The organism is Streptomyces sp. NPDC054794 (genome assembly GCF_053611585.1).
Window position 1 is genome coordinate 1 of record NZ_JBSHAQ010000024.1, and the last position, 22,854, is coordinate 22,854.

General features: G+C 72.7%; 22 protein-coding genes. 14 read left to right on the forward strand and 8 right to left on the reverse strand.

The genetic code is table 11. From position 1 onward, the window contains the following. Positions 1 to 144 precede the first annotated feature (144 nt). Positions 145 to 1,050 (reverse strand): MBL fold metallo-hydrolase, encoded by a 906-nt coding sequence (locus ACWGKT_RS24625; protein WP_453275393.1) that lies wholly within the window; start codon positions 1,048 to 1,050, stop codon positions 145 to 147. A gap of 247 nt (positions 1,051 to 1,297) precedes the next feature. Between ACWGKT_RS24625 and ACWGKT_RS24630 the strand changes: the two genes are divergently transcribed. After that, a complete protein-coding gene (locus ACWGKT_RS24630) occupies positions 1,298 to 1,870 on the forward strand; it encodes a TetR/AcrR family transcriptional regulator (protein ID WP_453275394.1) in 573 nt (190 codons plus the stop codon). Between the two features lie 44 nt (positions 1,871 to 1,914). On the opposite strand, the gene ACWGKT_RS24635 is transcribed toward ACWGKT_RS24630, so the two are convergent. Together ACWGKT_RS24635 and ACWGKT_RS24640 are read right to left on the reverse strand one after the other, a co-directional pair. Then, a complete protein-coding gene (locus ACWGKT_RS24635; RefSeq protein ID WP_453275395.1) occupies positions 1,915 to 2,583 on the reverse strand; it encodes a hypothetical protein in 669 nt (222 codons plus the stop codon). 147 nt (positions 2,584 to 2,730) lie between these two features. After that, a complete protein-coding gene (locus ACWGKT_RS24640) occupies positions 2,731 to 3,573 on the reverse strand; it encodes a maleylpyruvate isomerase family mycothiol-dependent enzyme (protein ID WP_453275396.1) in 843 nt (280 codons plus the stop codon). Positions 3,574 to 3,718: 145 nt separating this feature from the next. Between ACWGKT_RS24640 and ACWGKT_RS24645 the strand changes: the two genes are divergently transcribed. Then, positions 3,719 to 4,462 (forward strand): class I SAM-dependent methyltransferase, encoded by a 744-nt coding sequence (locus ACWGKT_RS24645; protein WP_356142570.1) that lies wholly within the window; start codon positions 3,719 to 3,721, stop codon positions 4,460 to 4,462. A 6-nt stretch (positions 4,463 to 4,468) separates the two neighbouring features. Here ACWGKT_RS24645 and ACWGKT_RS24650 read toward each other — a convergent pair whose 3' ends face one another. Then, positions 4,469 to 5,251 (reverse strand): TIGR03943 family putative permease subunit, encoded by a 783-nt coding sequence (locus ACWGKT_RS24650; RefSeq protein ID WP_453275397.1) that lies wholly within the window; start codon positions 5,249 to 5,251, stop codon positions 4,469 to 4,471. Continuing rightward, on the reverse strand, positions 5,248 to 6,267 hold the full coding sequence (locus ACWGKT_RS24655; RefSeq protein ID WP_453275505.1) for a permease: 1,020 nt from the start codon (positions 6,265 to 6,267) through the stop codon (positions 5,248 to 5,250). The genes ACWGKT_RS24650 and ACWGKT_RS24655 overlap by 4 nt, the downstream gene beginning before the upstream one ends. 183 nt (positions 6,268 to 6,450) lie before the next feature. Here ACWGKT_RS24655 and ACWGKT_RS24660 point away from each other — a divergent pair, with 183 nt between their 5' ends. From ACWGKT_RS24660 to ACWGKT_RS24715, 12 genes are all read left to right on the forward strand, one after another. After that, positions 6,451 to 6,705, forward strand: a complete 255-nt coding sequence (locus ACWGKT_RS24660) for a hypothetical protein (RefSeq protein ID WP_356142565.1) — start codon at positions 6,451 to 6,453, stop codon at positions 6,703 to 6,705. Continuing rightward, positions 6,705 to 8,987, forward strand: coding sequence for a heavy metal translocating P-type ATPase (locus ACWGKT_RS24665; RefSeq protein ID WP_453275398.1), 2,283 nt, complete (start codon positions 6,705 to 6,707; stop codon positions 8,985 to 8,987). The genes ACWGKT_RS24660 and ACWGKT_RS24665 overlap by 1 nt, the downstream gene beginning before the upstream one ends. Further along, complete coding sequence (locus tag ACWGKT_RS24670; protein ID WP_453275399.1) at positions 8,984 to 9,505, forward strand: copper chaperone PCu(A)C; 522 nt, start codon at positions 8,984 to 8,986, stop codon at positions 9,503 to 9,505. The genes ACWGKT_RS24665 and ACWGKT_RS24670 overlap by 4 nt, the downstream gene beginning before the upstream one ends. A gap of 177 nt (positions 9,506 to 9,682) precedes the next feature. Then, complete coding sequence (locus ACWGKT_RS24675) at positions 9,683 to 10,375, forward strand: hypothetical protein (RefSeq protein WP_453275400.1); 693 nt, start codon at positions 9,683 to 9,685, stop codon at positions 10,373 to 10,375. Between the two features lie 185 nt (positions 10,376 to 10,560). Continuing rightward, entirely contained in the window at positions 10,561 to 11,181 is a 621-nt protein-coding gene (locus ACWGKT_RS24680; protein WP_453275401.1) for a sigma-70 family RNA polymerase sigma factor, read from the forward strand. A 187-nt stretch (positions 11,182 to 11,368) separates the two neighbouring features. Then, the gene (locus tag ACWGKT_RS24685; RefSeq protein ID WP_453275402.1) at positions 11,369 to 12,439 is read left to right on the forward strand and encodes an ABC transporter substrate-binding protein; all 1,071 of its coding nucleotides are present in this window, start codon (positions 11,369 to 11,371) and stop codon (positions 12,437 to 12,439) included. Between the two features lie 2 nt (positions 12,440 to 12,441). Beyond that, on the forward strand, positions 12,442 to 13,518 hold the full coding sequence (locus ACWGKT_RS24690) for a FecCD family ABC transporter permease (protein WP_453275403.1): 1,077 nt from the start codon (positions 12,442 to 12,444) through the stop codon (positions 13,516 to 13,518). Then, positions 13,515 to 14,327 carry an ABC transporter ATP-binding protein gene (locus ACWGKT_RS24695; RefSeq protein WP_453275404.1) on the forward strand — a complete coding sequence of 271 codons (813 nt, stop codon included), beginning with the start codon at positions 13,515 to 13,517 and terminating at the stop codon, positions 14,325 to 14,327. Before ACWGKT_RS24690 ends, ACWGKT_RS24695 begins: the two co-directional genes overlap by 4 nt. Next, positions 14,324 to 15,904 carry an MFS transporter gene (locus ACWGKT_RS24700; protein WP_453275405.1) on the forward strand — a complete coding sequence of 527 codons (1,581 nt, stop codon included), beginning with the start codon at positions 14,324 to 14,326 and terminating at the stop codon, positions 15,902 to 15,904. Before ACWGKT_RS24695 ends, ACWGKT_RS24700 begins: the two co-directional genes overlap by 4 nt. Positions 15,905 to 15,920: 16 nt before the next feature. Continuing rightward, the gene (asnB, locus tag ACWGKT_RS24705) at positions 15,921 to 17,747 is read left to right on the forward strand and encodes an asparagine synthase (glutamine-hydrolyzing) (RefSeq protein WP_453275406.1); all 1,827 of its coding nucleotides are present in this window, start codon (positions 15,921 to 15,923) and stop codon (positions 17,745 to 17,747) included. An 11-nt stretch (positions 17,748 to 17,758) separates the two neighbouring features. Then, on the forward strand, positions 17,759 to 19,021 hold the full coding sequence (locus ACWGKT_RS24710; protein WP_453275407.1) for a cytochrome P450 family protein: 1,263 nt from the start codon (positions 17,759 to 17,761) through the stop codon (positions 19,019 to 19,021). A gap of 308 nt (positions 19,022 to 19,329) precedes the next feature. Next, entirely contained in the window at positions 19,330 to 20,262 is a 933-nt protein-coding gene (locus ACWGKT_RS24715) for an L-tyrosine/L-tryptophan isonitrile synthase family protein (protein ID WP_453275408.1), read from the forward strand. Positions 20,263 to 20,377: 115 nt separating this feature from the next. On the opposite strand, the gene ACWGKT_RS24720 is transcribed toward ACWGKT_RS24715, so the two are convergent. The 3 genes from ACWGKT_RS24720 to ACWGKT_RS24730 form a co-directional block, all read right to left on the reverse strand. Next, positions 20,378 to 20,815, reverse strand: a complete 438-nt coding sequence (locus ACWGKT_RS24720; protein ID WP_453275409.1) for a universal stress protein — start codon at positions 20,813 to 20,815, stop codon at positions 20,378 to 20,380. 139 nt (positions 20,816 to 20,954) lie between these two features. Further along, positions 20,955 to 21,818: an alpha/beta fold hydrolase gene (locus ACWGKT_RS24725; RefSeq protein WP_453275410.1), complete on the reverse strand. Its 864-nt coding sequence runs from the start codon at positions 21,816 to 21,818 to the stop codon at positions 20,955 to 20,957. A gap of 179 nt (positions 21,819 to 21,997) precedes the next feature. Next, entirely contained in the window at positions 21,998 to 22,852 is an 855-nt protein-coding gene (locus ACWGKT_RS24730; protein ID WP_453275411.1) for an NmrA/HSCARG family protein, read from the reverse strand. Positions 22,853 to 22,854 lie beyond the last annotated feature (2 nt).

Genomic DNA, 22,854 nt, shown 5'->3' on the forward strand with positions numbered 1-22,854 from the left:
GCCCTATCCCCCTCACGGTGGGCTCATGCGCCCCCCGCCGGCGCAAGCGCGGCCCGCGGCCCGCGCCCTGGCCCCCGGCAACCTCGCCTGGGCCCCCGCCCGCGTGCCTGTACCGGCCGAGAGCACCGGAAGCCGGTCACCCGGTCAGTGCGAGGCCGCGGGCACGGGCGTGAGCCGGTAGGCGTCCTCGTGGGTGATCACGCGGCCGGCGGTGGGCGGCGGGAAGTGGGTGCCCAGCAGCAGGGTGTTCGTGTCGGCCAGGGAGGCGAGGAGTTCGCGGCGGGTGGCCTCGGACCGCTCGGGGTCGATGTCGACGCACGCGCCGATGGCGGGGTGGGCGAGCTGGACCGGGTGGTGGATGCAGTCGCCGGTGATCAGTGCCCGGCCGTCCCGGCTGCCGAGTTCGACGGCGAGGTGTCCCGGAGTGTGCCCCGGCGTCGGGATCAGGCGCAGGCCGGGGGCGATCTCGGTGCCCTCGGCCGGGATGTCGACCAGGTCGAGCAGTCCCGCCTCCTCGACCGGCGTCACGGAGTCACGGAACATCTGCCGACGAGGTTCGTCCATGGCGTAGCCCGCCCAGAACTCCCGCTCGGTACGGGAGACGAGGTAACGCGCGTTCGGGAAGGTCGGCACCCAAGTGCCGTTCGCCTCGCGCGTGTTCCAGCCGACGTGGTCGGTGTGGAGGTGGGTGAGGACCACCAGGTCGACGGATTCCGGGGAGAAACCGGCGTCGGTCAGCCGCGTCAGGTAGTCGGTCCGCAGGTCGTGCCAGGCCGGGTTGGCCCGCGTCTTGCCGTTGCCGATGCCGGTGTCGACCAGGACCCTCAGCCCACCCGCCTCGAAGGCGAAGCTGTGGCTGTCCAGGCGCAGGACGCCGTCCCGGCCGGCGAAGTCGGGGCGCAGCCAGCCCTGTTCCGTGACCACGTCCGTGGTGGCGCCGGGGAGCAGCCAGGGTCCCGTCTGTGGTGGCAGGGGTGCCTCGTCGATGCGGTGGACGGTGACGTCGCCCACGGTCCAGGAGGGGCCGGTGAAGGTCTGCGGTGCGTGCATGGTCCGTCGTTTCCTCGGTCGCTGGCGGAGGTGGTCACGGGCGGTGCCGGCGTGCCGTACGGCGAGCCCTTAAGGCAAGGAGTTTGCGTTAAGTCACCGTAGGTCCTACGGGCGACTAACGCAAACATTTAGCTTTTGGTCCCGGGTGTCGCCAGGCACCCTGGCCTCCATCGGCATGCAGCTGCTGGGCCCGCCGGGGCCGCAGCTGAAGGGCCTAGACGCAAGGAATTCGCTTTAAGGTGGTCGCATGAGCAGGCAGATGGTGCGCCCCGGCGGTCGCAGCGCGCGGGTCCAGGCATCGGTGCACGACGCCGTGCGCGCACTCATGTCGGAGGTGGGCCGCGACGCCCTGACGGTCCCGCTGGTGGCCCAGCGGGCGGGCGTCACCCCGTCCACGATCTACCGTCGCTGGGGCGACCTGAAGGAACTGCTGTCGGACGTGGCGGTCGAGCGGCTGCGGCCCGACACCGTGCCCCGGGACCAGGGTGACCTGTCGGCCGATCTGACCGCCTGGGCCGAGCAGTTCCTGGACGAGATGGCGTCCGCGAGCGGCCGGGCCTACATCCGCGACGCCCTGCTCGGCGACCCGGACGGCCGCAACGCCGGCCAGTGCTCCGCCTATGCGGCCGAGCAGATCGACGTCATCCTCGGCCGCGCGACCGAACGCGGGGAGGACACTCCGGGTGTCGAAACGGTCGTCGACCGCGTCGTCGCGCCCCTGATGTACCGCATCCTCTTCCGCCCCGCCGGGCTCGACGGCACGTATGCCCGCCGGCTGGTGGCGGAACTCCTCGGCACAACCGACCGCGACGACCGCTGACCGAGGCCTATTCAGGCCTCGGTCCTGCTCAGGCCGGCTCGGTCCTACTCGGTCTCGCTCGGCTGACCGTCGGCCTCCGGCGCCGGTGCCTCCTTGGCCGTGTCGGGGGCGGTGTAGAAGACCGACGTGCCCTGCTTGGTGCGGTGAGCCTGGTTCCTGGCGACCAAATTTTCGAGGGTGGTGCGCACGACTGTCGTCTTGACGCCACGATCGGGGTGGATCTGGCCGAGGGCGGTGGCGACCTCCGCCGAGGAACGCGGTTCGCGCTGGTCGACGAGGTAGGCGCGGACGAGTTCCACCAGCGTGGGCTGGTCGGACGTGGGTGCCTTGGGTGCGGCGACAGGAGTTCTGGTCCGCTTCTTGGCGGGCGTCTTCGAGGTCGTCTTCGCGGGCGCCTTCGCGGGCTTGCGCCGTTTCTGCGCGGGGACGGAACCCTTTTCCGTGCTCTTTTCCGCGGTCCGGGGCGCCGCCTTTTCCGCCGTCGGCGGCGTCGAACTCTTTTCCGCGCTGTGCGGCATCGCCGCGATTCCGAGCGCCTCCTGCACATTCACGAGGACGGAGTGGTCACGCTGGAGCACACCCAACTGCTCCTGCAACGCGGCGATTTCCGCGCCGATGCGTTCCTGTTCCTTGACGTTGCGCTCAAGGTCGCTGGTGACCTGGTTGATGTACTGCGATGCCAACTCGGTGGCGGGAGCCGTGTGCTCAGTCATGTGCCGGCGCTCCTTGGTTCGGTGGCCTGGCGAATTGTTGCCGGGTCGTTCAGTGCAGTGATGATACGGGTGGGTGGCCCTGTTTGTTTGCGCCCCGTTGCGTTCGATATCGCGACCACGCTCCCGGCGGGACACGGGTGTTGTGTGTCAGGGCGCGGTGAACAGGTTCGGGAAGCGCGGCGCGAGCCAGGGTTTGCGTCCCCAGGCCAGAACCTGCCCCCGGGCCATCGCCCCATATGGATTGCGCCGACCCAGCGCGATGAGCAGGAAAGTGACGGGCTCGATGAGGATGGTGCAGTCCGGACTGTCCGGCCGCCCCGGGGTCACCCGCACGGTGCCGTCGCTGAGGGCGACGCCGATGGTCGCGCCGCCGCGCAGACGTATCGCGTACCGGGCCGTGAGGCCGCTGATGGCCGCGGTATCGGCGACGCGGGGCATGACCTGGAGCATGAAGGGCATACACAGCCCCACACGGTCGCGGTCGATCATGTGCGGGCGGCCCACCGCGCGGGCGAGGTCGTAACCGTGGCCCAGCATGTGCGTCAGCAGATAGGACGCGAGAGTGGCCTGGTCCAGGGGACCGAGAGGGGTCAGCAGGGGCCGGCTGTCGGCGCCGCCGTCGGCCTGCGCCCCGGTCCGTTCCACGGCCTCCAGGAACACCTCGGCCTGCTCGATGATCATCGCCGCGAGGGGCTGCGCCCGGCGCTCCTCGAACGCGGCGAGGGACTCCTCGTTGGCCGTCGCCAGACTCTGCGGTGTGCCGTCCCCGTAAGGGCGTTCACGCCCCAGCACGAGATCGGCCATCAGTTCGTTGGCCAGCGCCAGATGCGCGGCCGCCTCACCGATCGTCCACTGCGAGTTCGGTACGGCGGCGCCGCTGTCGGACACGTTCCGCAACAGTGCGGCGATGTCACCGGCGGTGTCCCGGATCGCCTGCCCGAGGCCTTCGGGCAACGGCCCCTCGATGTCCTGTCGTACCGTCGGATGCACCCCGCCCGCTCCCTGTCCGTGTTCCGCACCCGTCGCACACGGGGTGCGCGGTACCCAATCAGACTCGGGGGCGCGCGACAAGCCCTCCCGCGTACCCGCGGTAATTCGCTCGACATCGCGCGGACCTGCGGCGAGTGTGAACGTCATGCTGCAGGACGACATCTGGGACGCCGAGACCGCGCGGCGGTACGACACCCCCGGCACCGGCATGTTCGCGCCGGAGGTACTGACGCCGGCGGTGGACCGGCTCGCCGGGCTCGCGGGCGGGGGCGCGGCGCTGGAATTCGCCGTCGGGACGGGACGGGTGGCCGTGCCGCTCGTCGAGCGCGGAGTCCCGGTCACCGGTATCGAGCTGTCGCCCGCGATGGTGGAGCGGCTGCGCACCAAGGCGGACGAAGCGACCATCCCCGTGATCATCGGCGACATGGCGACCACCGCCGCTCCCGGGAAGTACGCCCTCGTCTATCTCGTGTACAACACCATCGCCAACCTGCTCACCCAGGCCGAGCAGGTCGAGTGCTTCCGCAACGCCGCCCGCCACCTCGCACCCGGCGGCCGATTCGTCATCGAGCTGTGGGTGCCGGAGCTGCGCAAGCTCCCCCCGGGCCAGACGGCCACCGTCTGGCGCACCGACCCCGACTACATCGGCCTGGACACCTACGACGTCCTGCGCCAGCACGTCGTCTCGCACCACTTCCGCATCGACGCGACCGAGCAGGCCCAGCTGTTCCGCACCCCGCACCGCTACATCTGGCCCGCCGAGCTCGACCTCATGGCCCAACTGGCCGGTTTCGACCTGGAGTCGAGACACGCGGACTGGACCGGCACCGAGTTCACCGCCGAGTCACGCTCCCACGTCTCCGTCTACCGGCTCCCGCCGCGCGAGTGACCGGCCTCAGGGGGCGGGGAACGGAAGGGCGTCCGTGTAGCCGTTGGACGGGCGGGTGATCTTCTTGACGGTGTGGGCGTCGAGGGCGACCTGGGCGGATTTCGTGCCCAGTGCCCCGCCGGGGTGCCAGGTTCCCGTGACGCTCACCCAGGTGTTGGCGGGCAGGGCCGGGGTCCCGTAGATCCGTATCTTGATCGACTGGGCGTCCGCCGCGCAGCAGGTGAGGATGATCCGGGTCAGGTACCAGCCGTCGCCCCGGCCGCCGGGCGTGACGAAGCCGGTCATCTGGATGCCGCGCCCCTTGATGGCCTGTTTGCGGTCCTGCTGCACCCGGCTGGTGAAGTCGGTGAGGGTCATCGGGACGGGCGAGGTCGAGGGCAGCGGGTCGAAGTGCTCCCGCTCGGGGACGGCCTCGGGGGCCTGCCGGGAGGCGGTGTAGGCGCCCAGGGCCGGTGGGGCGTAGAACAGCAGGCTCAGCGCGGGCAGGAGCAGCAGCCAGGCGACCCGGGGTACGCCGGAGTGGTCGTGGCCGTGTCCGGCGTGATCGTCATCCGTGTGGTGGTGACCGTCGTCGGTCTCCTCGTGCGCCGCCGGTTCGGTACCCCGGCCCGGGCGGCGGCGTGGCCATGCCTCGGCCACCGCCAGGGCGAGCAGTACCGCCCCCGACGCGATCAGCGCCGGACGCATGCCCGCCTTGACGTACCTGAGGCACAGGTCGGTGAAGAGCGAAGCGTGCAGGAGACCGAGGCCGCTGAGAGCGAGCAGGATGGTCTGGAGAGGTCGTTTCACAGCAGCACGCCTCCGATCACCACGCTGCACAGGATGGCGACGGCGGTCGTCGCGGTGGAGAAGCGGATCGCGAAGGCACGGCCGAAGGTGCCCGCCTGCAGGGCGATCAGCTTCAGGTCGACCATCGGACCCACCACCATGAAGGTCAGCCGCGCCAGCGGCGAGAAGCCGGTGAGCGAGGACGCGACGAACGCGTCGGCCTCGGAGCACACGGCGAGCACGATGGCGAGCGCGGCCAGGAACAGCACGGACAGCCAGGGCGAACCGGAGAACGCGTCGAGTACGGAGCGCGGGACGGCCACGTTGAAGGTGGCCGCCGCCATGGCCCCGACGACGAGGAAGCCGCCCGCGTGCAGGAAGTCGTGCTGGAATCCGGTCCGGAACTCCCTCCAGCGGCTGTGGCCCGGGCGGTGGCCGGTGTGTCGTGCGGCGGGCCTGAGCCATTCGGTGCGGCCGCGCCAGAGCCACAGCCAGCCCATCGCCGTGGCGGTGGCCAGGGAGGCGAGCAGCCGGGCCAGCACCATGGTGGGCCGGCCGGGGAAGGCGATGGCGGTGGCGGTCAGCACGACGGGGTTGATGGCCGGCGCCGACAGCAGGAACGCGAAGGCGGCGGCCGGGGTGACGCCCCGGCCGATCAGACTGTTCGCGACCGGGACCGACGCGCATTCGCAACCGGGCAGTACGACGCCGGCGGCTCCGGCGACGGGCACGGCGAGCACGGGACGCCGGGGCAGGATGCGGTTGAACACCTCGGCCGGCACGAACGCGTTGATGGCGCCGGACAGGGCCGTCCCCAGCAGCAGGAAGGGCAGCGCCTGCACCGTGACCGACAGGCAGACGGTCCGCCAGGCCTGAAGAGCCGGTCCGCTGACCGACTGGCCGACGAGGACCAGCGCCGCACCGGGCAGGATCGCGGCGGCCACGAGCAGCAGCGGCCAGTACCGGGGCGGCTCGCCCCCCGGCGCTTCGGCGGCCTGTCCCGGGGGAACGGCCGCGGTTGCCTGGCCTTCGGCCAGTTCGTCTGTCTTCTGCACCCCGGCTCCGTATGTCTGATGATCGGACCGAACATAGCGGAGGTTGGCCGGACCCCGTGGCGTCGGGGGCACCCCTCGGAACTCGGCGGGCCCTCGGTCCGACTCCTGAAGTGGTGCGGCTCGATCCGAGTGACGCCGTACACACGTGATCTGGAGACACGGTTGATGGACGAGTCCCGGCATTCCTCCTTTGGCGCGGACGCGGTGGCACGCGGGTGGGTACCCCCGCCCGCCCTCTGCGGGTTCCTCCTGCTCCTGGCCCTGATGTTCACGCTGTCGTACGCCATCGGCGCCGCGGCGGGACCCGTCGCGCCCGGCATGCACGGCGGCGGGACCGACCGCGGGGGCGGCGGGGGAGGGGGCATGGACCGCATGGGGGACATGGGCGACACCGGGGATCCGCACGGGGGGAGTCACTGATGGGCGCGGAAGCCGTGGGCACCCGGGTCACGACCGATCTGACCGTCGGTGGTATGACCTGCGCGGCCTGCGTCAGACGGGTCGAGAAGAAGCTCGGCAGGCTGGAGGGCGTCACGGCGACCGTCAACCTGGCCACCGGGCGGGCCCGGGTGAGTCATCCGGCGGAGATCGCCGCCGAAGAACTGGTCGCGGCCGTCGAGCAGGCCGGGTACACGGCCGCGCTTCCCGAACCGCCCAGGGAACAGCGGCATGCGGGCAATGGGAATAAATCGCGTAAACCGGACGACAGTGATGTTGAGAGCGCGCGGGTCGAGCGTGAGCGGCTCGTGGTCACCGCCCTGCTCGCCGTGCCGGTGCTCGCCCTGTCCATGGTGCCCGGCCTGCAGTTCCGGAACTGGCAATGGCTGTGCTTCGCGCTTGCCGCCCCCGTCGCCGTGTGGAGCAGTCGGCCGTTCCACGCGCGGGCGCTGCGCGGGCTGCGGCACTCGGCGGCGACCATGGACACGTTGGTGTCGCTGGGCGTGGCGGCCTCCTTCTCCTGGTCCGCGTACGCGCTCTTCCTCGGGGGCGCCGGGCAGCCCGGGATGCGGATGCCGTTCAGCCTGGTGCCCTCCGCCCCGGACGGCGTGGCCCACGTCTACCTCGAAGCGGCCGTCGGCGTACCGCTGTTCGTCCTGGCGGGGCGCTTCCTGGAGGCGCGTGCCCGGCGCGGAACCGGGGCGGCGCTGCGCTTGCTCGCCCGGCTCGCCGCCAAGGACGTGTCGGTGCGCGAGGGCACGTCCGAACGGCGGGTGCCGATCGAGGAGTTGGGGGTCGGGCAGGTCTTCGTCGTACGGCCGGGAGAGCGGGTCGCCACCGACGGCGAGGTGGTGGAGGGCAACTCCGCGGTGGACCTGTCCCTGGTCACCGGGGAGAGCGAACCCGTCGAGGTCGGCCCCGGCTCCACCCTGGTCGGCGGAGCCGTCAACGCCGGCGGGCTGCTGCTCGTACGGGCGACCGCCGTCGGCGCCGACACCCAACTCGCCCGCATCATCCGGCTGGTGAGCGAGGCGCAGGCGGGCAAGGCGCGGGCGCAGCGGCTGGCCGACTCGGTGGCCGAGGTCTTCGTACCCTGCGTCCTGGCGCTGGCCGTGACCGCGCTCGGCTTCTGGCTCGGCGCCGGTGCCGATCCACAGGCCGCCGTCACCGCGTCCGTGGCCGTCCTCGTCGTCGCCTGCCCCTGCGCGCTGGGCCTGGCGACGCCGACCGCGCTCATGGCCGCCACCGGCCGGGGCGCCCGACTCGGCGTCCTCGTCGGCGGACCGCAGGCCTTGGAGGGGTTGCGGCACATCGACGCCGTCGTGCTCGACAAGACCGGCACCCTCACCTCCGGCCACATGAGCGTCGCCCGGGTCACGGCCGTGCCCGGCGGCCTGGGAGCGGAGGCCGTGCTGCGGCTGGCGGGCGCGGTCGAGCAGGGCTCGGAACACCCGCTGGGCCGGGCCGTCACCGCGTACGCCCGGCAGGCACTGCCCGAGCGGCCGCTGCCCGAGGTGAGCGGGTTCACCGCCGTGCCCGGGCAGGGAGTGCGCGGCCGCGTCGAGGGTCGGCTGGTCGAAGTCCTCGCCCCCGACGACGAGGTGCCCGGCGCCCTTGCGGACGCGATGTCCGTCACCGACGCGGCCGCCCACACACCCGTCCTGGTACGCGTGGACGGGGCGGTCGAGGCCCTGATCGAGATCGGTGACGTCGTACGGTCCGGCAGCTACCGGGCCGTGGACCGGCTCAGGCGTCTCGGCGTGCGTCCGGTGCTCGCCACCGGCGACCGGGAGGCACCCGCACGCGCCGTCGCGGCGGACCTCGGCATCGAGGAGGTGCACGCCCGCTGCACACCCGAGGACAAGGCCGGCCTCGTGGCGGACCTGCGGGAGCAGGGCCTTCGGGTCGCGGTCGTCGGCGACGGCGTGAACGACGCCGCCGCGCTGGCCGGCGCCGACCTGGGCATCGCCCTGGGCAGCGGCACCGACGTCGCCATCGGAGCCGCCGACGTGACGCTGGTACGCGGTGACATCGAGGTACTCGCGGACGCCGTCCTGCTGGCCCGGCGGACGCTCGGCACCATCCGCGCCAACCTCGTGTGGGCCTTCGGCTACAACGCGGTGACCGTGCCGCTCGCCCTGGTCGGCCTGCTCAGCCCGATGTTCGCCGCGGCCGCCATGTCGGCCAGCTCGCTGCTCGTGGTCGGCAACAGCCTGCGGCTGCGCGCCTGGCAGCCCTCACCCGCCCGGAGGCGTACCCGATGACCGAGCCGAACCCCTGGCGGCCCACCGGCCGCCGGCTGACCGAGGCCCTGTTCACCGCGCTCACGCCCATCGCCGCGTGCAGCGTGGCCCTCGCCGTCCTGACGACCTGGGTCGGGGCCGGGAAGGCGGGCAGCCCGGCCCGGATCTCCGTCACGGCCGGGCGGGTCTTCCTGCCGTACGGCGACACCACACAGACCGCGGCGTTCTTCGACATCACCAACGTCGGTGGCGCGGACGACCGGTTGATCGGCGTGACGTCGTCCGCGGCGCCCCAGGAGATGACCCTCGGCCGGCACAGCTCCGCCGGCGACGGAGCCGCCTACAAGGCCGACTTGAAGGCGGCCACAGTTCCGGCGGGCGGTGAGCTGAACATGTCCCCGCACGGCCTGGACGTGACCCTGCGGGCCGGGGCGGGCTGGCGGGCGGGCGACCTGGTTCCGTTCACGCTGTACTTCGAGCACAGTGGGCCTGTCGAGACGGAGGCGGTGGTGATGCGGCCGAGCGGCAGCGGCTGGTGAGCGCCGGTACCCGAGGGTGGCCGCAGGAGCGGCCCACCTCAGTTGTCGGGCTCAACTGCCCCCGGGTTCCCACGTGTTGTCATGAGCCAGATCACACCGCGCGGCGTGAGTCCGAGCCCCGGTGGATCCGCGTACCCTCGCATGACGAGCAAGGCCCGGATGCGAGGATGGGGCGCCATGACAGCAGGGTGGTGTTCTCGCACGATACGGGCCGCGGTGTTCGCGGCCGTGTGCGTGCTGCTCGCCGCCCTGGGCCACGTCCTGATGTCGGGGAGCGACGTGCCCGCGTGGGCGCTGGCCGCCGGCGTGGCCCTGACCGGTGCCGCGGGCTGGTGTCTGGCGGGGCGTGAGCGCGGGCTGCCGTTGGTGGTCACGGTCGTGGTCGCCGCCCAGACGGTGCTCCACGAGGCGTTCGCCTACGCGCAGTCGGTGTCCGGGGGCCCGGTCTCCATGGACATGGGCGGCGTGGGCTCCGTGAACGTGGGTTCCATGGACATGGGCGGCTCGATGCGCATGGACTCCATGGACATGAGCCGCATGGATCACATGTCCCACATGGATCACCTGGGACACATGGGCCACTCCATGGACGGCGGCTCGTCGTCGTTCGGCATGCTCGCCGCCCACCTGCTGGCCGCGCTGCTGTGCGGCCTGTGGCTGGCCCACGGCGAACGGGCCGCCTTCCGGATCCTGCGTGCCGTGGCCGGGTGGCTGGCGGCACCGCTGCGGCTGCTGCTCGCCCTGCCCGTCACCCCGGACCGTCCGTGTCCGGGCGTGCGCCGCCGCGGCTCGGAGCGGGCGCCGCGGCGTCCGCCGCTGACCGACTCGATCACCTCTCGGGGTCCGCCGGTGGGGAGCGCTGTCGTCTGACGACAGCCGGTTTCCCGAGGCCGCGCGATCGCGCCTCGGGCTGTGGCCGTACGCCCGTTCAGGCGCCGTAGCGGTGATGCCGCCGCGCGCCGTCGCGTCGTAGGGCCGTCTCCCCACTCACCGGACCGTCCGCGCGCGCTCGCCCGCCGCCGGTCCGGATCACGGATGACCGAGAAGGACACCAGGTGATGACTCCTGCCCTGCCCACCTCGCGCCACCAGGGCGCCACGACGACGGCGCTCGACGAGTCGACGACCGCGTGGGCGCTCGCTGCCCGGGGCGGTGACGCGGACGCGGTCGACCACTTCGTCCGCGCCCTGCACCGCGACGTCCAGCGCTATGTGGCCCACCTGTGTGCGGATCCGCAGGCCGTCGACGACCTCGCCCAGGACACCTTCCTGCGCGCGCTCGGCAGCCTGCACCGTTTCGAGGGCCGCTCGTCGGCCCGCGCCTGGCTGCTGTCCATCGCCCGCCGCGCGGTGATCGACAGCTACCGGTACGCCGCCGCCCGGCCCCGCCTGGCCGACGTACCGGACTGGCGGACGGCCGTCGAGCTGGCCCAGCCGCAGGGCCTGCCCGGCTTCGACGACGGCATCGCGCTGCTCGACCTGCTGGCCGCGCTGCCCCAGGAGCGCCGCGAGGCGTTCGTCCTCACCCAACTGCTCGGCCTGCCCTACGCGGAGGCGGCCGAGGTCAGCGACTGCCCGGTCGGTACGGTCCGTTCCCGCGTCGCCCGCGCCCGGGCGACCCTGACACACCTGCTGGACGAGGCGGACCGGCCCGAACCGGCCGTGCTGGTGGGCTGAGACAAGACCGTTGCGAGGGGTGGTGTCCGCCGGAAGCCGACGGGCACCACCCACCTCGACTCGGGGGCGGGAGCGGTCCGTCCGAGCCAGTTCGCCGACCTTCGGGAACTCGGGCCGCGTTCGGCCCGACTACTGGACCGGGTGACGGAGGGTCACCCGCGTACCGAGTGGATCCGGGAGTTGTTCGATGCGTTCTCGTGTGTGGGGCAGTACGGCGGCCGTCGTGCTCGGCGGCCTGCTGGCGACGGGCTGCGGAGGCGGGACGGACAAGACGTCGGACGAGAACGCCGGCAGGGCCGTCACCGGCGGCTACCCGGTCTCCGTCACCGACTGCGCGGGCGCCGGGACCACCTTCTCCGGCGCACCACGGAAGATCGTCACCAGCAACGCCTCCGGCCTGGAACTGCTGCTCCGGCTCGGCGCCGGCGACCGGGTCGTCGGCACCGGCTTCCCGCCCGGCAAGGGCACGCTGCCCGCCGCCCTGGACGCGCAGGCCCAGCAGGTGAAGGTGCTCGGCCGGAGCGTGATCCCGAAGGAGAAGCTGCTCGGCTCCGGTGCCGACCTGTACATCGACACCTTCGCCTCGATGGGCGGCATGGGCGGCTCCGGCATGGGGGACGCGCCGACGGCCGAGGAGTTCGAGGCGGCCGGGATCAAGCACATCTACCTCAAGTCCACCGCGTGCGCGGCGCACGGCGACGCCCCCGTGACCGATCTGTCCGCCGTCGAGGCCGACATCACCTCCCTCGGTGCCGTCACCGGCACGCGCGCGAAGGCCACGGAACTCGTCGCCGGGATGAAGAAGAAGGTGGACGCCGTCCACAAGGCGATCGGCGGCACGCCCGAGGGCAAGCGGCCGACGTACTTCTTCTTCGACTACGACGCCGGCACCAAGCAGCCCACCGTCACCTGCAACCGGCAGATCGCCAACGCCGTGATCACCCTGGCCGGCGCCCGCAACGTGTTCGCCGACTGCGACGGCGACTACCGGCAGGTCGGCTGGGAGGACGTGATCGCCAAGAACCCCGACTGGATCCAGCTCGGCGTGCGCGACCGTGGCGGCGAGGAGGCGAACGACAAGGCCTTCGACGAGGCCGAGCGGTGGCTGAGGTCCAACCCCGCCACCAAGGGCCTGAAGGCGGTACGGAAAGGCCACTTCCTGCGCATCGGCTCGGAGCGGACCACCATCGCCTCAGTCGCGAACGCCGACACCGTCGAGGCGATCGCCAAGACCCTCTACCCGGGCGAGGTCGGCTAGCCGTGGCCCTCACCCTGGCGCGCCGCAAGGCGGACGGCGCCGCCCCCGCAACGCGCGGACTGCCCGCGGGGCCGCTGGCGCTGGCCCTGGGCGTGGCCCTGCTCGCCGCGCTCACGGCCGCCGTGGCCTGGGGTTCGACCTCCATCCCGCCGGCCGAGGTGTGGGGCGTGGTGTGGCGGCGGCTGTCGGGCGAGGCACCGCGCGCGGGCACCGACGATCTGATCGTGTGGCAACTACGCCTCCCACGCGCTCTGTTGGCGGCACTGGTCGGCGCCGGACTGGGGCTCGTCGGTACGGCCGTACAGGCCCTGGTCCGCAACCCGCTCGCCGACCCGTATCTGCTCGGCATCTCCAACGGCGCGTCCCTCGGCACGGTCGCCGCCATCGTGCTGGGACTCGGCACGGGCGGAGCCCTCGGCATCGGCCTGTCCGGCGCCGCATTCGCGGGGGCCCTGGCCACCTTCGTCCTGGTGTGGGCCGTGGCCCGGCGCGGTGGCGGATTCGCCCCGCTGCGGCTGGTGTTGGCGGGCGTGGCCATCGGCCAGTTCCTGTCCGGCTTCACCAGCTACCTCGTCCTGCAGGCCGGGGACGAACAGCAGACGCACAGCGTGCTGTTCTGGCTCATGGGCAGTCTCGGCGGGGCGAACTGGCAGCTGCTGGCGGTGCCCGCCGTCGCCGTACCCCTCTCGGGGCTGTGGCTCCAGGCCCGCGCCCGTGGCCTGAACGCCCTGCTCATGGGCGACGAGACGGCGGCCGGACTCGGCATCGACGTCACCCGTCTGCGCCGTGAGCTGTTCACCGTGACCAGCGTGCTCACCGGAGTCCTGGTCGCGGTCTCCGGCGCGATCGCCTTCGTCGCCCTGATGGTGCCGCACGTCTGCCGCCTGGTCGTCGGCGGCGACCACCGGCGACTGCTGCCCCTCTCCGCGCTGTTCGGCGCCCTGCTGCTGGTGGTGGTCGACATCGTCTGTCGTACGGCGATGGACGCGCAGGAGCTGCCGGTCGGCGTGGTCACCTCGCTGCTCGGGGCTCCCGCCCTGCTGTATCTGCTGGACCGACGCCTGGGGAGCGGCAGTTGAGGATCGACATCGAGGACCTGCGGGTCGCCTACGCGGGCCGCACGGTCGTGGCCGACGCCCGTCTGGTGGCCGCCGAGGGCGAGATCACCGGGCTCGTCGGGCCCAACGGCAGTGGCAAGTCCACGCTCCTGCGCACCGTCTACCGGCATCTGAAACCCGCCGCCGGACGGGTGTTGCTGTCGGGCACCGACCTGCGCGAGCTGAGCCCGGCGCGGTCGGCGCGGCACGTGGCCGCGCTGCCGCAGGAACGCGGAAGCGACTTCGAGCTGAGCGTGCGCGAGGTCGTGGCCATGGGGCGTATGCCCTACAAGCGGGCCTTCGCGGGCGAGGACGCCACCGACCGGGACAAGGTCGCCCGCGCCTTGGCGGACGTCGGCATGGCCGGGCAGGCGGACCGCCGGTTCACGGCCCTGTCCGGCGGCGAACGCCAACGCGTGCTGCTGGCCCGGGCGTTCGCCCAGGACCCCGACGTCCTCGTGCTGGACGAGCCGACCAACCACCTCGACATCCGCCACCAGGTGGAGCTGCTCGCCCTGTTGCGCGGCCAACGCCGTACGACGTTGGTGTCGCTGCACGACCTCAACGCGGCCGCCTCCGTCTGCGACCGGCTGCACGTGCTGCACGCCGGGTCCGTGGTCGCCTCCGGACGGCCGCGCGAGGTGCTGACACCGGAGTTGATGGCGGAGGTGTTCGGCGTCCGGGCGACCGTGGTCGACCACCCCCTCACCGGCGACCCGCTGATCGCCTTCGACCACCGGGCCCCGGCCGGCATCGAGGAACCGGCGGCCATACGGACGGCCGCCGGATGACGCGACGCGGGAACTCACCCGACCCCGCGCCCGACTTGTGGGACGAGGCGGCCGGCCGGCTGCCCGCCGACCGGGGGAGAGACGCCAAGGTGCCACAGAACAGGCCAGGTTCGGAGCGGCCCGAGAGCAGGCCCGGTTCGCAGCGGCCCGGCCACGGCCCCGTCGACGAGGACCGCTGGCTGCTGGTGGCCGTCGCGGGCGTGCTGTCGTTCGTGGCGATGCTCGACATGAACATCGTCAACATGGCCCTCGCGGACATCGCCGACGGTCTCCACACCTCCGCCGCCACCGCCCAGTGGGCCGTCCTCGGCTACCAACTGCCCGTCGTCGCCCTCCTGTTGCCGGTCGGCAGGTGGCTCGACGGGATGGGGATGCGGTCCGCCGTCCTGGCCGCCACCGCCGGCTTCGGCCTGTGCAGCGTCCTGGCCGCCGCCGCGCCCTGGGCCGCCTGGCTCATCGCCGCCCGCCTCGCGCAGGGCGTGTGCGGAGCGGTGCTGTTCGTCCTGATGCCGCTCCTGGCCATGCGATCCGTACGGCCGGAGCTGCGCGGCCGGGCGATGAGCGTGCCCGCCACCCTGGGCCCGCTGGGCGCGGTGACCGGACCGGCGATCGGCGGCCTGCTCCTGGACCACCTGGGCTGGCACGCCGTCTTCCTGGTCAAGGTGCCCTTCTGCCTGTTCGCGCTGTTCGTGGCCCGGCGGGCGATGCCGCCGGACGGAGGGCTGCGCACGCCCGACCGGCGCGCCACGGCGGACGCCCTGCTGGTGGCCGGCGGCGTCGCCGTCCTGCTGCTCGCGCTGACCCTGGCGTCGCGCGGCCCGGTGTGGCTCGCCCTCGCGGTGGCCGCGGGGCCGCCGTTGTGGTGGTGGCTGCGCGGTCCGAGCGGGCGCACGGCGGCCGGGGCGCTGCGCGGCGCGGGACTGTTCCGGGCCCATGGGGCGGTACTGGCCCTGGCCGCCGCGTTCGCCGCCATGCACTACGTCGTCGCGCTGCACCTCCAGCGCGACGACGGGGTCAGCGCCACCACGACCGGGCTGACCGTCCTCGCCTTCCCGCTCGGCATGGGCCTGGCCGGACCGCTGGCCGGACGCCTCGCGGACCTCCCCGTCGCTCGGCCTCGCTCGCGCGGGGGGACCCCCAGCGACGCCCGCCCGGTGACCGTCGCCGGCGCCCGCCCGGTGGCCGTGGCCGGCGCCGTCCTCACCGCGGCCGGCCTGCTCCTGCTGGTGGCGCTCGGCGACGACTGGTCTCCGGCGGACGTGGCCTGGCGGCTCGCGCTGGCCGGGATCGGCATGGGCCTGAACGGCGGACCGACCCAGGCGCTGGTCATGGGCGCCGCGCCGGCGGACCGCGCGGCCACCGTCGGCTCCACGGTGCAGCTCGCCCGCAGCCTCGGCTTCACCCTCGGCCCGGCCCTGGCCACCGCGGTCGGGGCCTTCACCGGACCCGGCGGCGGCGCCCGGGCCGGGCTCGCCCTGGCCGCCACCGCCGCCTGTCTCGCCGTCCCCCTGCTCGCGCTGCCCGGGCGGCCACCGGCCCGCGTGCCGGAGAACACCCCCGACGCCGCCCACACCTGACCCAGGAGACATCCCCATGTGCGGAATCACCGGCTGGGCGTCCTTCCACCACGACGCCCGCACCCAGGCCCCGGTCATCGAGGCCATGACCGCGACCCTCACCCCGCGCGGCCCCGACGCCCGGGGCGTCTGGCTCGGCGAGCACGCCGCGATCGGCCACCGCCGCCTGGCCGTCATCGACCTGGCCGGCGGGGTACAGCCGATGACCGATCGGCCCGACCGGCCGGCCCTCGTGCTCAGCTACAGCGGCGAGATCTACAACCACCACCGGCTGCGGTCCGAACTGCGTGGGCGCGGCCACGACTTCCGTACCCGCAGCGACACCGAGGTGGTGCTGCGGGCGTACGCCGAGTGGGGCGAGAACCTCGCCGATCACCTGGAGGGCATGTTCGCCCTCGCCGTCTGGGACGAACGGGCCCAGCGGCTGCTGCTCGTCCGCGACCGCCTCGGCGTCAAGCCCCTGTTCTGGGCGGCCGTCGACGGCGGCCTGGCCTTCGCCTCCGAGCCCAAGGCCCTGTTCGCCCACCCGGAGATACGGCCCCGGGTGGACGCCGACGGACTGCGGGAGGCGTACAGTCTGCTGTTCAACACCGGCCCGACCGTGTGGTCCGGGGTGCGCGAGGTCGAACCCGGCGGCATCCTCGTCCTGGACCGGGACGGCGTCCGCGAACGCCGCTACTGGCAGCTGGAGGCCCGTCCGCACACCGACGACCGGGACACCACCGTGGAGCGGATCGGGGAGCTGGTCGGCTCGGCGGCGCGCGGCCAGTTGGAGGCCGACGTCCCGCTGTGCAGCCTGCTGTCCGGCGGTATCGACTCCACGGTCCTGACCGCCCTGCTCGCCGACGAACTCCGGCTGCGCGAAGGCCCCGGCGCTCGCATCCGCTCGTACGCCGTCGACTACAGCGACCAGGCCGAGCGGTTCACCGGCGACGTCCTGCGCACCGGCCACGACACCCCGTACGCCGCCGAGGCCGGCGCCTTCATCGGCACCGACCACAGCACCGTCGTCCTCGACCCGCGCGCCCTGCTCGACCCCGAGCACCGCATGGCCGTCGTCGCCGCGCGGGATTCGCCCATCGGCGTCGGCGACATGGACACCTCGCTGTACCTGCTGTTCGGGGAGATACGACGGCACTCCACCGTCGCCCTGTCCGGCGAGGCCGCCGACGAGGTCTTCGGCGGCTACCCCTGGTTCCACAACCCCAAGGCGCTCGCCGCCGAGACGTTCCCCTGGCTGCTGGTCACCGGCGACGAGGCGGCCATGCCCCTGAACCCGGAACTCGACCTCCGCATCGGCGAGTTCCGCGACGACACCTACCGCGGGGCCCTCGCCGCCGTGCCCCACCTGGACGGCGAGAGCCCGGCCGAGCACCGGCAGCGCGAGATGCAGCACCTGTCCCTGACCCGCTGGCTGCGCCAACTCCTGCACCGCAAGGACAGGTTGAGCATGGCCCAGGGCCTGGAGGTGCGGGTCCCGTACTGCGACCACCGTCTCGTCGAGTACGCCTTCAGCACCCCCTGGGCGCTGAAGAGCTTCGACGGCCGAGAGAAGAGCCTGCTGCGCGCGTCGGGCGCCGGCCTGGCCCCGGACTCCGTGCTGCACCGGCCCAAGAACCACTACCCGGCCACCCACCACCCCGACTACAACCGCGGTCTGCAGGACCTGGCCCGCGACGCCCTGGCCACCGAGCAGGTCCGCGCCCTGGCCGACGAGACCCGCGTCAAACCCTGCCTCGACACCCCGCCCGACCGACTGGAGTGGGGGCACCGCCTGCGCCTCGAACGGGTCGTCGACCTCGCCCTGTGGCTGGACCACCACCAGCCCGAACTCGCCCTCTGAGGAGCCTCCGCATGACCACCCAGGAACCCCGCACGGCCATGGACCGGGAGACGCTCCCCGACCCCGTGCCGCTGATGGGCTGCCCCTACAAGGCCGATCCCTACCCCCTGTACGAGCGGATGCGCGAGGCCGGCCCCGTCCACCGGGTCCTGTTCCCCAGCGGTGTGCGGGCCTGGCTCGTCACCGGGTACGAAGCCGCCCATGCCGCGCTCGGCGACGACCGCCTGGGCAAGAACCACGACCGCGGCAACGACCGCTGGCGCGCCCGCGCCTCGATCATGCCCGAGCCGCAGCACTCCCAGCTCCAGGTCCACCTGCTGCACCAGGACCCGCCGCGGCACACGGGCATGCGGCGCCTGGTCACCGACGCGTTCACCCCGCGCCGGGTCGAGGAACTCCGGCCCCGTTTCCAGGAACTGGCCGACAGGCTCGTCGACGCCCTGCCCGAGAGCGGTCCCGCCGACCTCGTCACCGGTTTCGCCGCCCACTTCCCCTTCCGGGTCCTCGCCGAAGTCATCGGCCTGCCACCGGAGTTGGCGGACCGCTTCGACCGGGACTGGGGCAAGGTCGTCCAGCCCGTCGGCCCCACCGACCCCGGACGTCCGCGCTACGAGGCACGCCTGAAGGGTCTGCAGGTCTACATCGCGGACGTCGTCGCCCACAAGCGCGAGCACGGGGACGACGGCCTGCTCAGCCGCCTCGTCGTGGCCCGCGACCGCGGCGAACTGTCCCCGGAGGAGCTGGACTCGATGATCTTCCAGCTCCTGGTGGCGGGACAGGAACCGGTCACCAACCAGATCACCACCGCCCTCATCGCCCTCTTCCGCCACCCCGACCAGCTCGCCCGGCTGCGCGAGCACCCGGACCTGCTGCCCCGGGCGGTCGAGGAACTCCTGCGCCACGACAGCGCCTTCGAGCTGACCACCTGGCGCTTCTTCGACCAGGACAGCGACCTGCACGGCACGAGGGTTCCGGCCGGCGACTCCGTGATCGTCTCCCTGTGCGCCGCCAACCGCGACCCGCGCCGCTTCCCCGACCCCGACACCCTCGACCTCGACCGCAGCCCCAACCCCCACCTCGCCTTCGGCCACGGCATCCACTTCTGCCCCGGCGCGGCGCTGGCCCGCGTCGAACTCCGGATCGCCCTGGGCACGCTCCTCGCCCGGCTGCCCGGCCTGCGTCTGGCCGTCCCGGACGAGGACATCGAGTGGATCCCGGCCGTCCTCGGCCGAGGCGCCCACCACCTGCCCGTCGGCTACGACCGACGCCTCTGACCCCGGCCCACGCCTGACCGGGGCCTAGGGCCTCTCGTCTGGGTCATGCCGGGCTCGCGGGCCCTGGTGCCGTGCCTCGCCGCGTTGTCGTCGGTTGCCATGGCTCCGCCATGACGCCCTCCTCCGCCTTGCGATGCACGGCACCAGACCCCGCTCCCTGATCCGGCCTGATCCAAACGAAAGACCCAAGTCCGGCCGGCCCCGGCCCGTCGGAGCGACCCCACCTTCCCGACAGCGCGCCCGGCCCCCGCCACGGCGCCATGCCGTCATGCCATCGCGCCCCGATCCAAGCCCCCCGGAGACCTGCCATGCCGCTGACCACCGCGCCCGACACCCGCCCCACGAGCGTCGGCGCCGCCATCCTGAATCTGCTCCTGCCCCACCACCGCACGGTCGACCACGCCCCCGTCGCCGCGGAGGCCTTCCCCCACCAACTCCGGCTGATCACCGACTTCGTACGCCGTGACGCCCCCGTCGTGTTCACCCTGCCCGGCTTCCCCTGCAAGTCCCCCAACCCGGCCAAGGTCCTGGGCCACCTCCCCGACCAGGGAGAGCGCCTCTCCCTGACCTTCCTCCACGCCCTCTGCACGCACATCGAGCGGATCCACCCGCCCGGCGCCCACGTGATCATCTGCTCCGACGGCCACGTCTTCGGCGACCTCGTCCGCGTCCCCGACGAGCACATCGACGCCTACGCCGACGAACTACGCGTCCTCATATCCCGGTTGGGCCTGACCAGACTCTCCGTCTTCGACCTGCGCGACGTCCTCGGCGACCTCCCGCACGACACGAAACGCGCCCACGTCCACGACCGCTACGCCCCCGCCCTGGACGCCCTGCGCGCCGAGACCCGCGCCGACGCCCACTCCCTCGCCCTCTACCGGGGCATCACCCGCTTCCTCGTCGAGGACACCGCCGACCACATCGGCACCCGCTCCGCCCTGCAGCGCGAGTGCCGTCGGCGTGCGTACGGGGTCATCCAGCGCAGCCGCGCCTGGGGCGCGCTGATCGCCGAGCACCACCCCGAGGCCATACGCCTGTCCATCCACCCCCAGCCGATCGGCGCCCCCAAGTTCGGCATCCGCCTCCTGGACGCCCCCGACGCCTGGACCACCCCTTGGCACTCGGCGGCCCTGCGCCGCACGGACGGCACCTGGGCCCTCATGCCCCGCGCCCAGGCGGCCCGCCTGGGACGCCTGGTACGACACGAGGGCCGGGCCAGCCACTTCGAGCAGACCTGAGCCGGTCGACGGCGGGCGGGTCAGGGGGCCGCGGCATCGAGGACCCCGCCCGGCATGCCGACCAAGCGGGGCGGGGTCCTCGGCGGTCTGTGTCTGTGGCGTAGACGGCCGGAGGTCAGTTCTCCTGCTCGTCCGGGCCCTCGGGAGCGAGCAGCACCGCCACGCGGCTGGCGTGGGCGACGGCGTCGCTGACGCGCGGGTTGAAGAAGGCCTCGACGCTGCCCCGGTGGTGGGGGCTGATGACGATGAGGTCGGCCCCGGCCTCCTCGGCGACGGTGGAGATGGTGGTGGGGATCTGCGTGGTCAGGCCGTGGGCGAGCGTGCCGTCCGCCGCAACCCCCCGCTCCCGCAGTTCGGCCACGGCTTCGTCGAGGACGGCCTTGGCCTCGGCGTCGTCCTCCAGCGGGAGGACGGCGGCGATCGAGGCGGCCGACGCGGCGATGTGCAGGACACTGACCTTGGCGTGGGTCAGCAGGGCCAAGTCGCCTGCCAGACGTATCGCGGAGCGACGTGCGGGGCTCGGATCGATGGCGACCAGGATGTGCTGGAACACTGACATTCACCTTTCGGGCAAGTGCGCGCGTACCGGTCGGATGGCCGGGACAGCGGTGGTACTCGTTGGAGGCAACCGCGCACAGCAGCCCGGTGTTCCTCGATCACGGGCCGATTTCGAGAAGATCGGCCGAGAGGAGTCAGTCGGTGGCGAAGCGGTCCGGGGTGATCTCCTCGGACAGGAACTTGTCGACCACCGCGTTGAACGCCGAGGGGTTCTCCAGGAAGGGGAAGTGCGAGTTCGCCTCGCTCGCCGGGAAGACGTGCAGCCGGGCGTCCGGGATCTCGTGCGCGATGAACCGCTGGGAACCGGGCTCGACATGACTTCCCTCACAGCCGATCACCAGCGTCGGCACGTCCACACGCGGCAGCAGGTCACGCCAGTCCTGAGCGCAGTGGTCGAAGAGCAGGGGGACACCTGCGTGAGCGGGCGTCGAGCTGATCTGCCCGGCGACGAAGGCGAGGATCTCCGGGTCCGGGTCACCGGAGAACATGCCGCGCACGAAGTCGTGGTGGACGCGGTCGCCGTCGGGGCCCGCGAGCGCGGCGCCGAGCGCGAGGAGCCCGGCCACGTCGAAGATCGCGCCGGACTCGCGCTGCTCCTCGGACGACATCCAGGGCACGGCGGCGACGGCCGCGGGCTGGTCCACGGCGACGAAGCGCCGGATGCGGCCGGTGCCGTACTGATCCATGAAGCTCCACCACACCGACACGCCCATCGACCATCCGAGAGCGTCGAAGCGGTCGAGCCCCAGCTGGTCGACGAGGCCGAGGACGTCGGCGGCCAGGCGGGAGACGCGGTAGCCGTGGTGAGGTTTGTCGGAGACGCCGTGGCCGCGCAGATCGAGAGTGATCACGCGATGGGCGGGGGCCAAGCCGCCCAGCTGGTGCCTGAACATCTCCTGCGTCTGGCCCCAGCCGTGCAGCAGGATCAGCGGGACGCCGTCGCCCCCGCTGTCGCGGTACACCAGACGCACGCCGTCATTGGTCGTCAGCTCGCCCACTGGTCCCGCCCGTTTCCCTGCCCGATCGGGGCAGCCGTTCGCACGCCCGCCGTCCCGGTGAGCGCCCGCGCACCGGAGCCGACGTCCTGGTCAACTCCTGTGTAACGCATGCCGGGCCCTGGGATCCGGCCGACACAACCGAGCTCAGCCGGGATCGACACCGGCAGCCGTCGGACCGTTCAGCGAACGGTCTCGAACGTTCGCCGCGCCCAGTCGGCGAAGCCGGTCCAGGGGACGTTCGGATGGGCGTCGTGCAGTGCGGGGATGTCGACGCGGTATCCGGGGCCGTTCAGGAACCGCCACATCGCGTGCATGTCCGGGTTGCTCACCGCCGCGAGCGGGACGCGCTCATGACGGACCTCGCGTCCCACGGCCGAGGTGAGAGCGGTCGCCATCTGAGCGGGTGTGGGCGCGTCACTCGCCAGCTCGATCCGCCGCCCGGCATAGCGGGCCGGGTGCAGCAGCACCACCGCCGCGAAGGCGCCGAGGTCCGACCGGTCCAGCTGCTGCAACGGCAGATCGGACGGCAGGGGCAGGTCGAGCGCTCCGTTCAGCACGATGCGTTCGGCTCCGCCGAGCGCGTTGTCGTAGAAATACGTCGGCCCGAGGATCGTGTAGGGCACGTCGTCGGCGGCGAGAGCGGCCTCGATGCGCGCCTTGCTCTCGAAATGGGGGACCCCGCTGCGCTGATCGGCCCCGGCCACCGAACTGAACACGAGATGCGGGACCCGATTCGCCCGCGCCGCCTCCAGAATGGCCCGCCCCTGGGCCACCTCGGCCTCGATGCCCGCCTCGAAGGGAGTGGTGAACGCGAACACTCCCGCCACCCCGCGCATGGCCGCGGCGAGCGAGTCGCCGTCGCTCAGCGACCCCTTCACGACCTCGACGCCCCGAGCCGCCAAAGCCCGCGCGTTCTCCTTGTCCGGATCCCGCACCAATGCCCGCACCGTGGCCCCTCGGCCCAGCAGGGCTTCGGTGACGGCACCGCCCTGACCGCCGGTGGCCGCAAGCACCAGGATGGGTTCGTCGGACATCA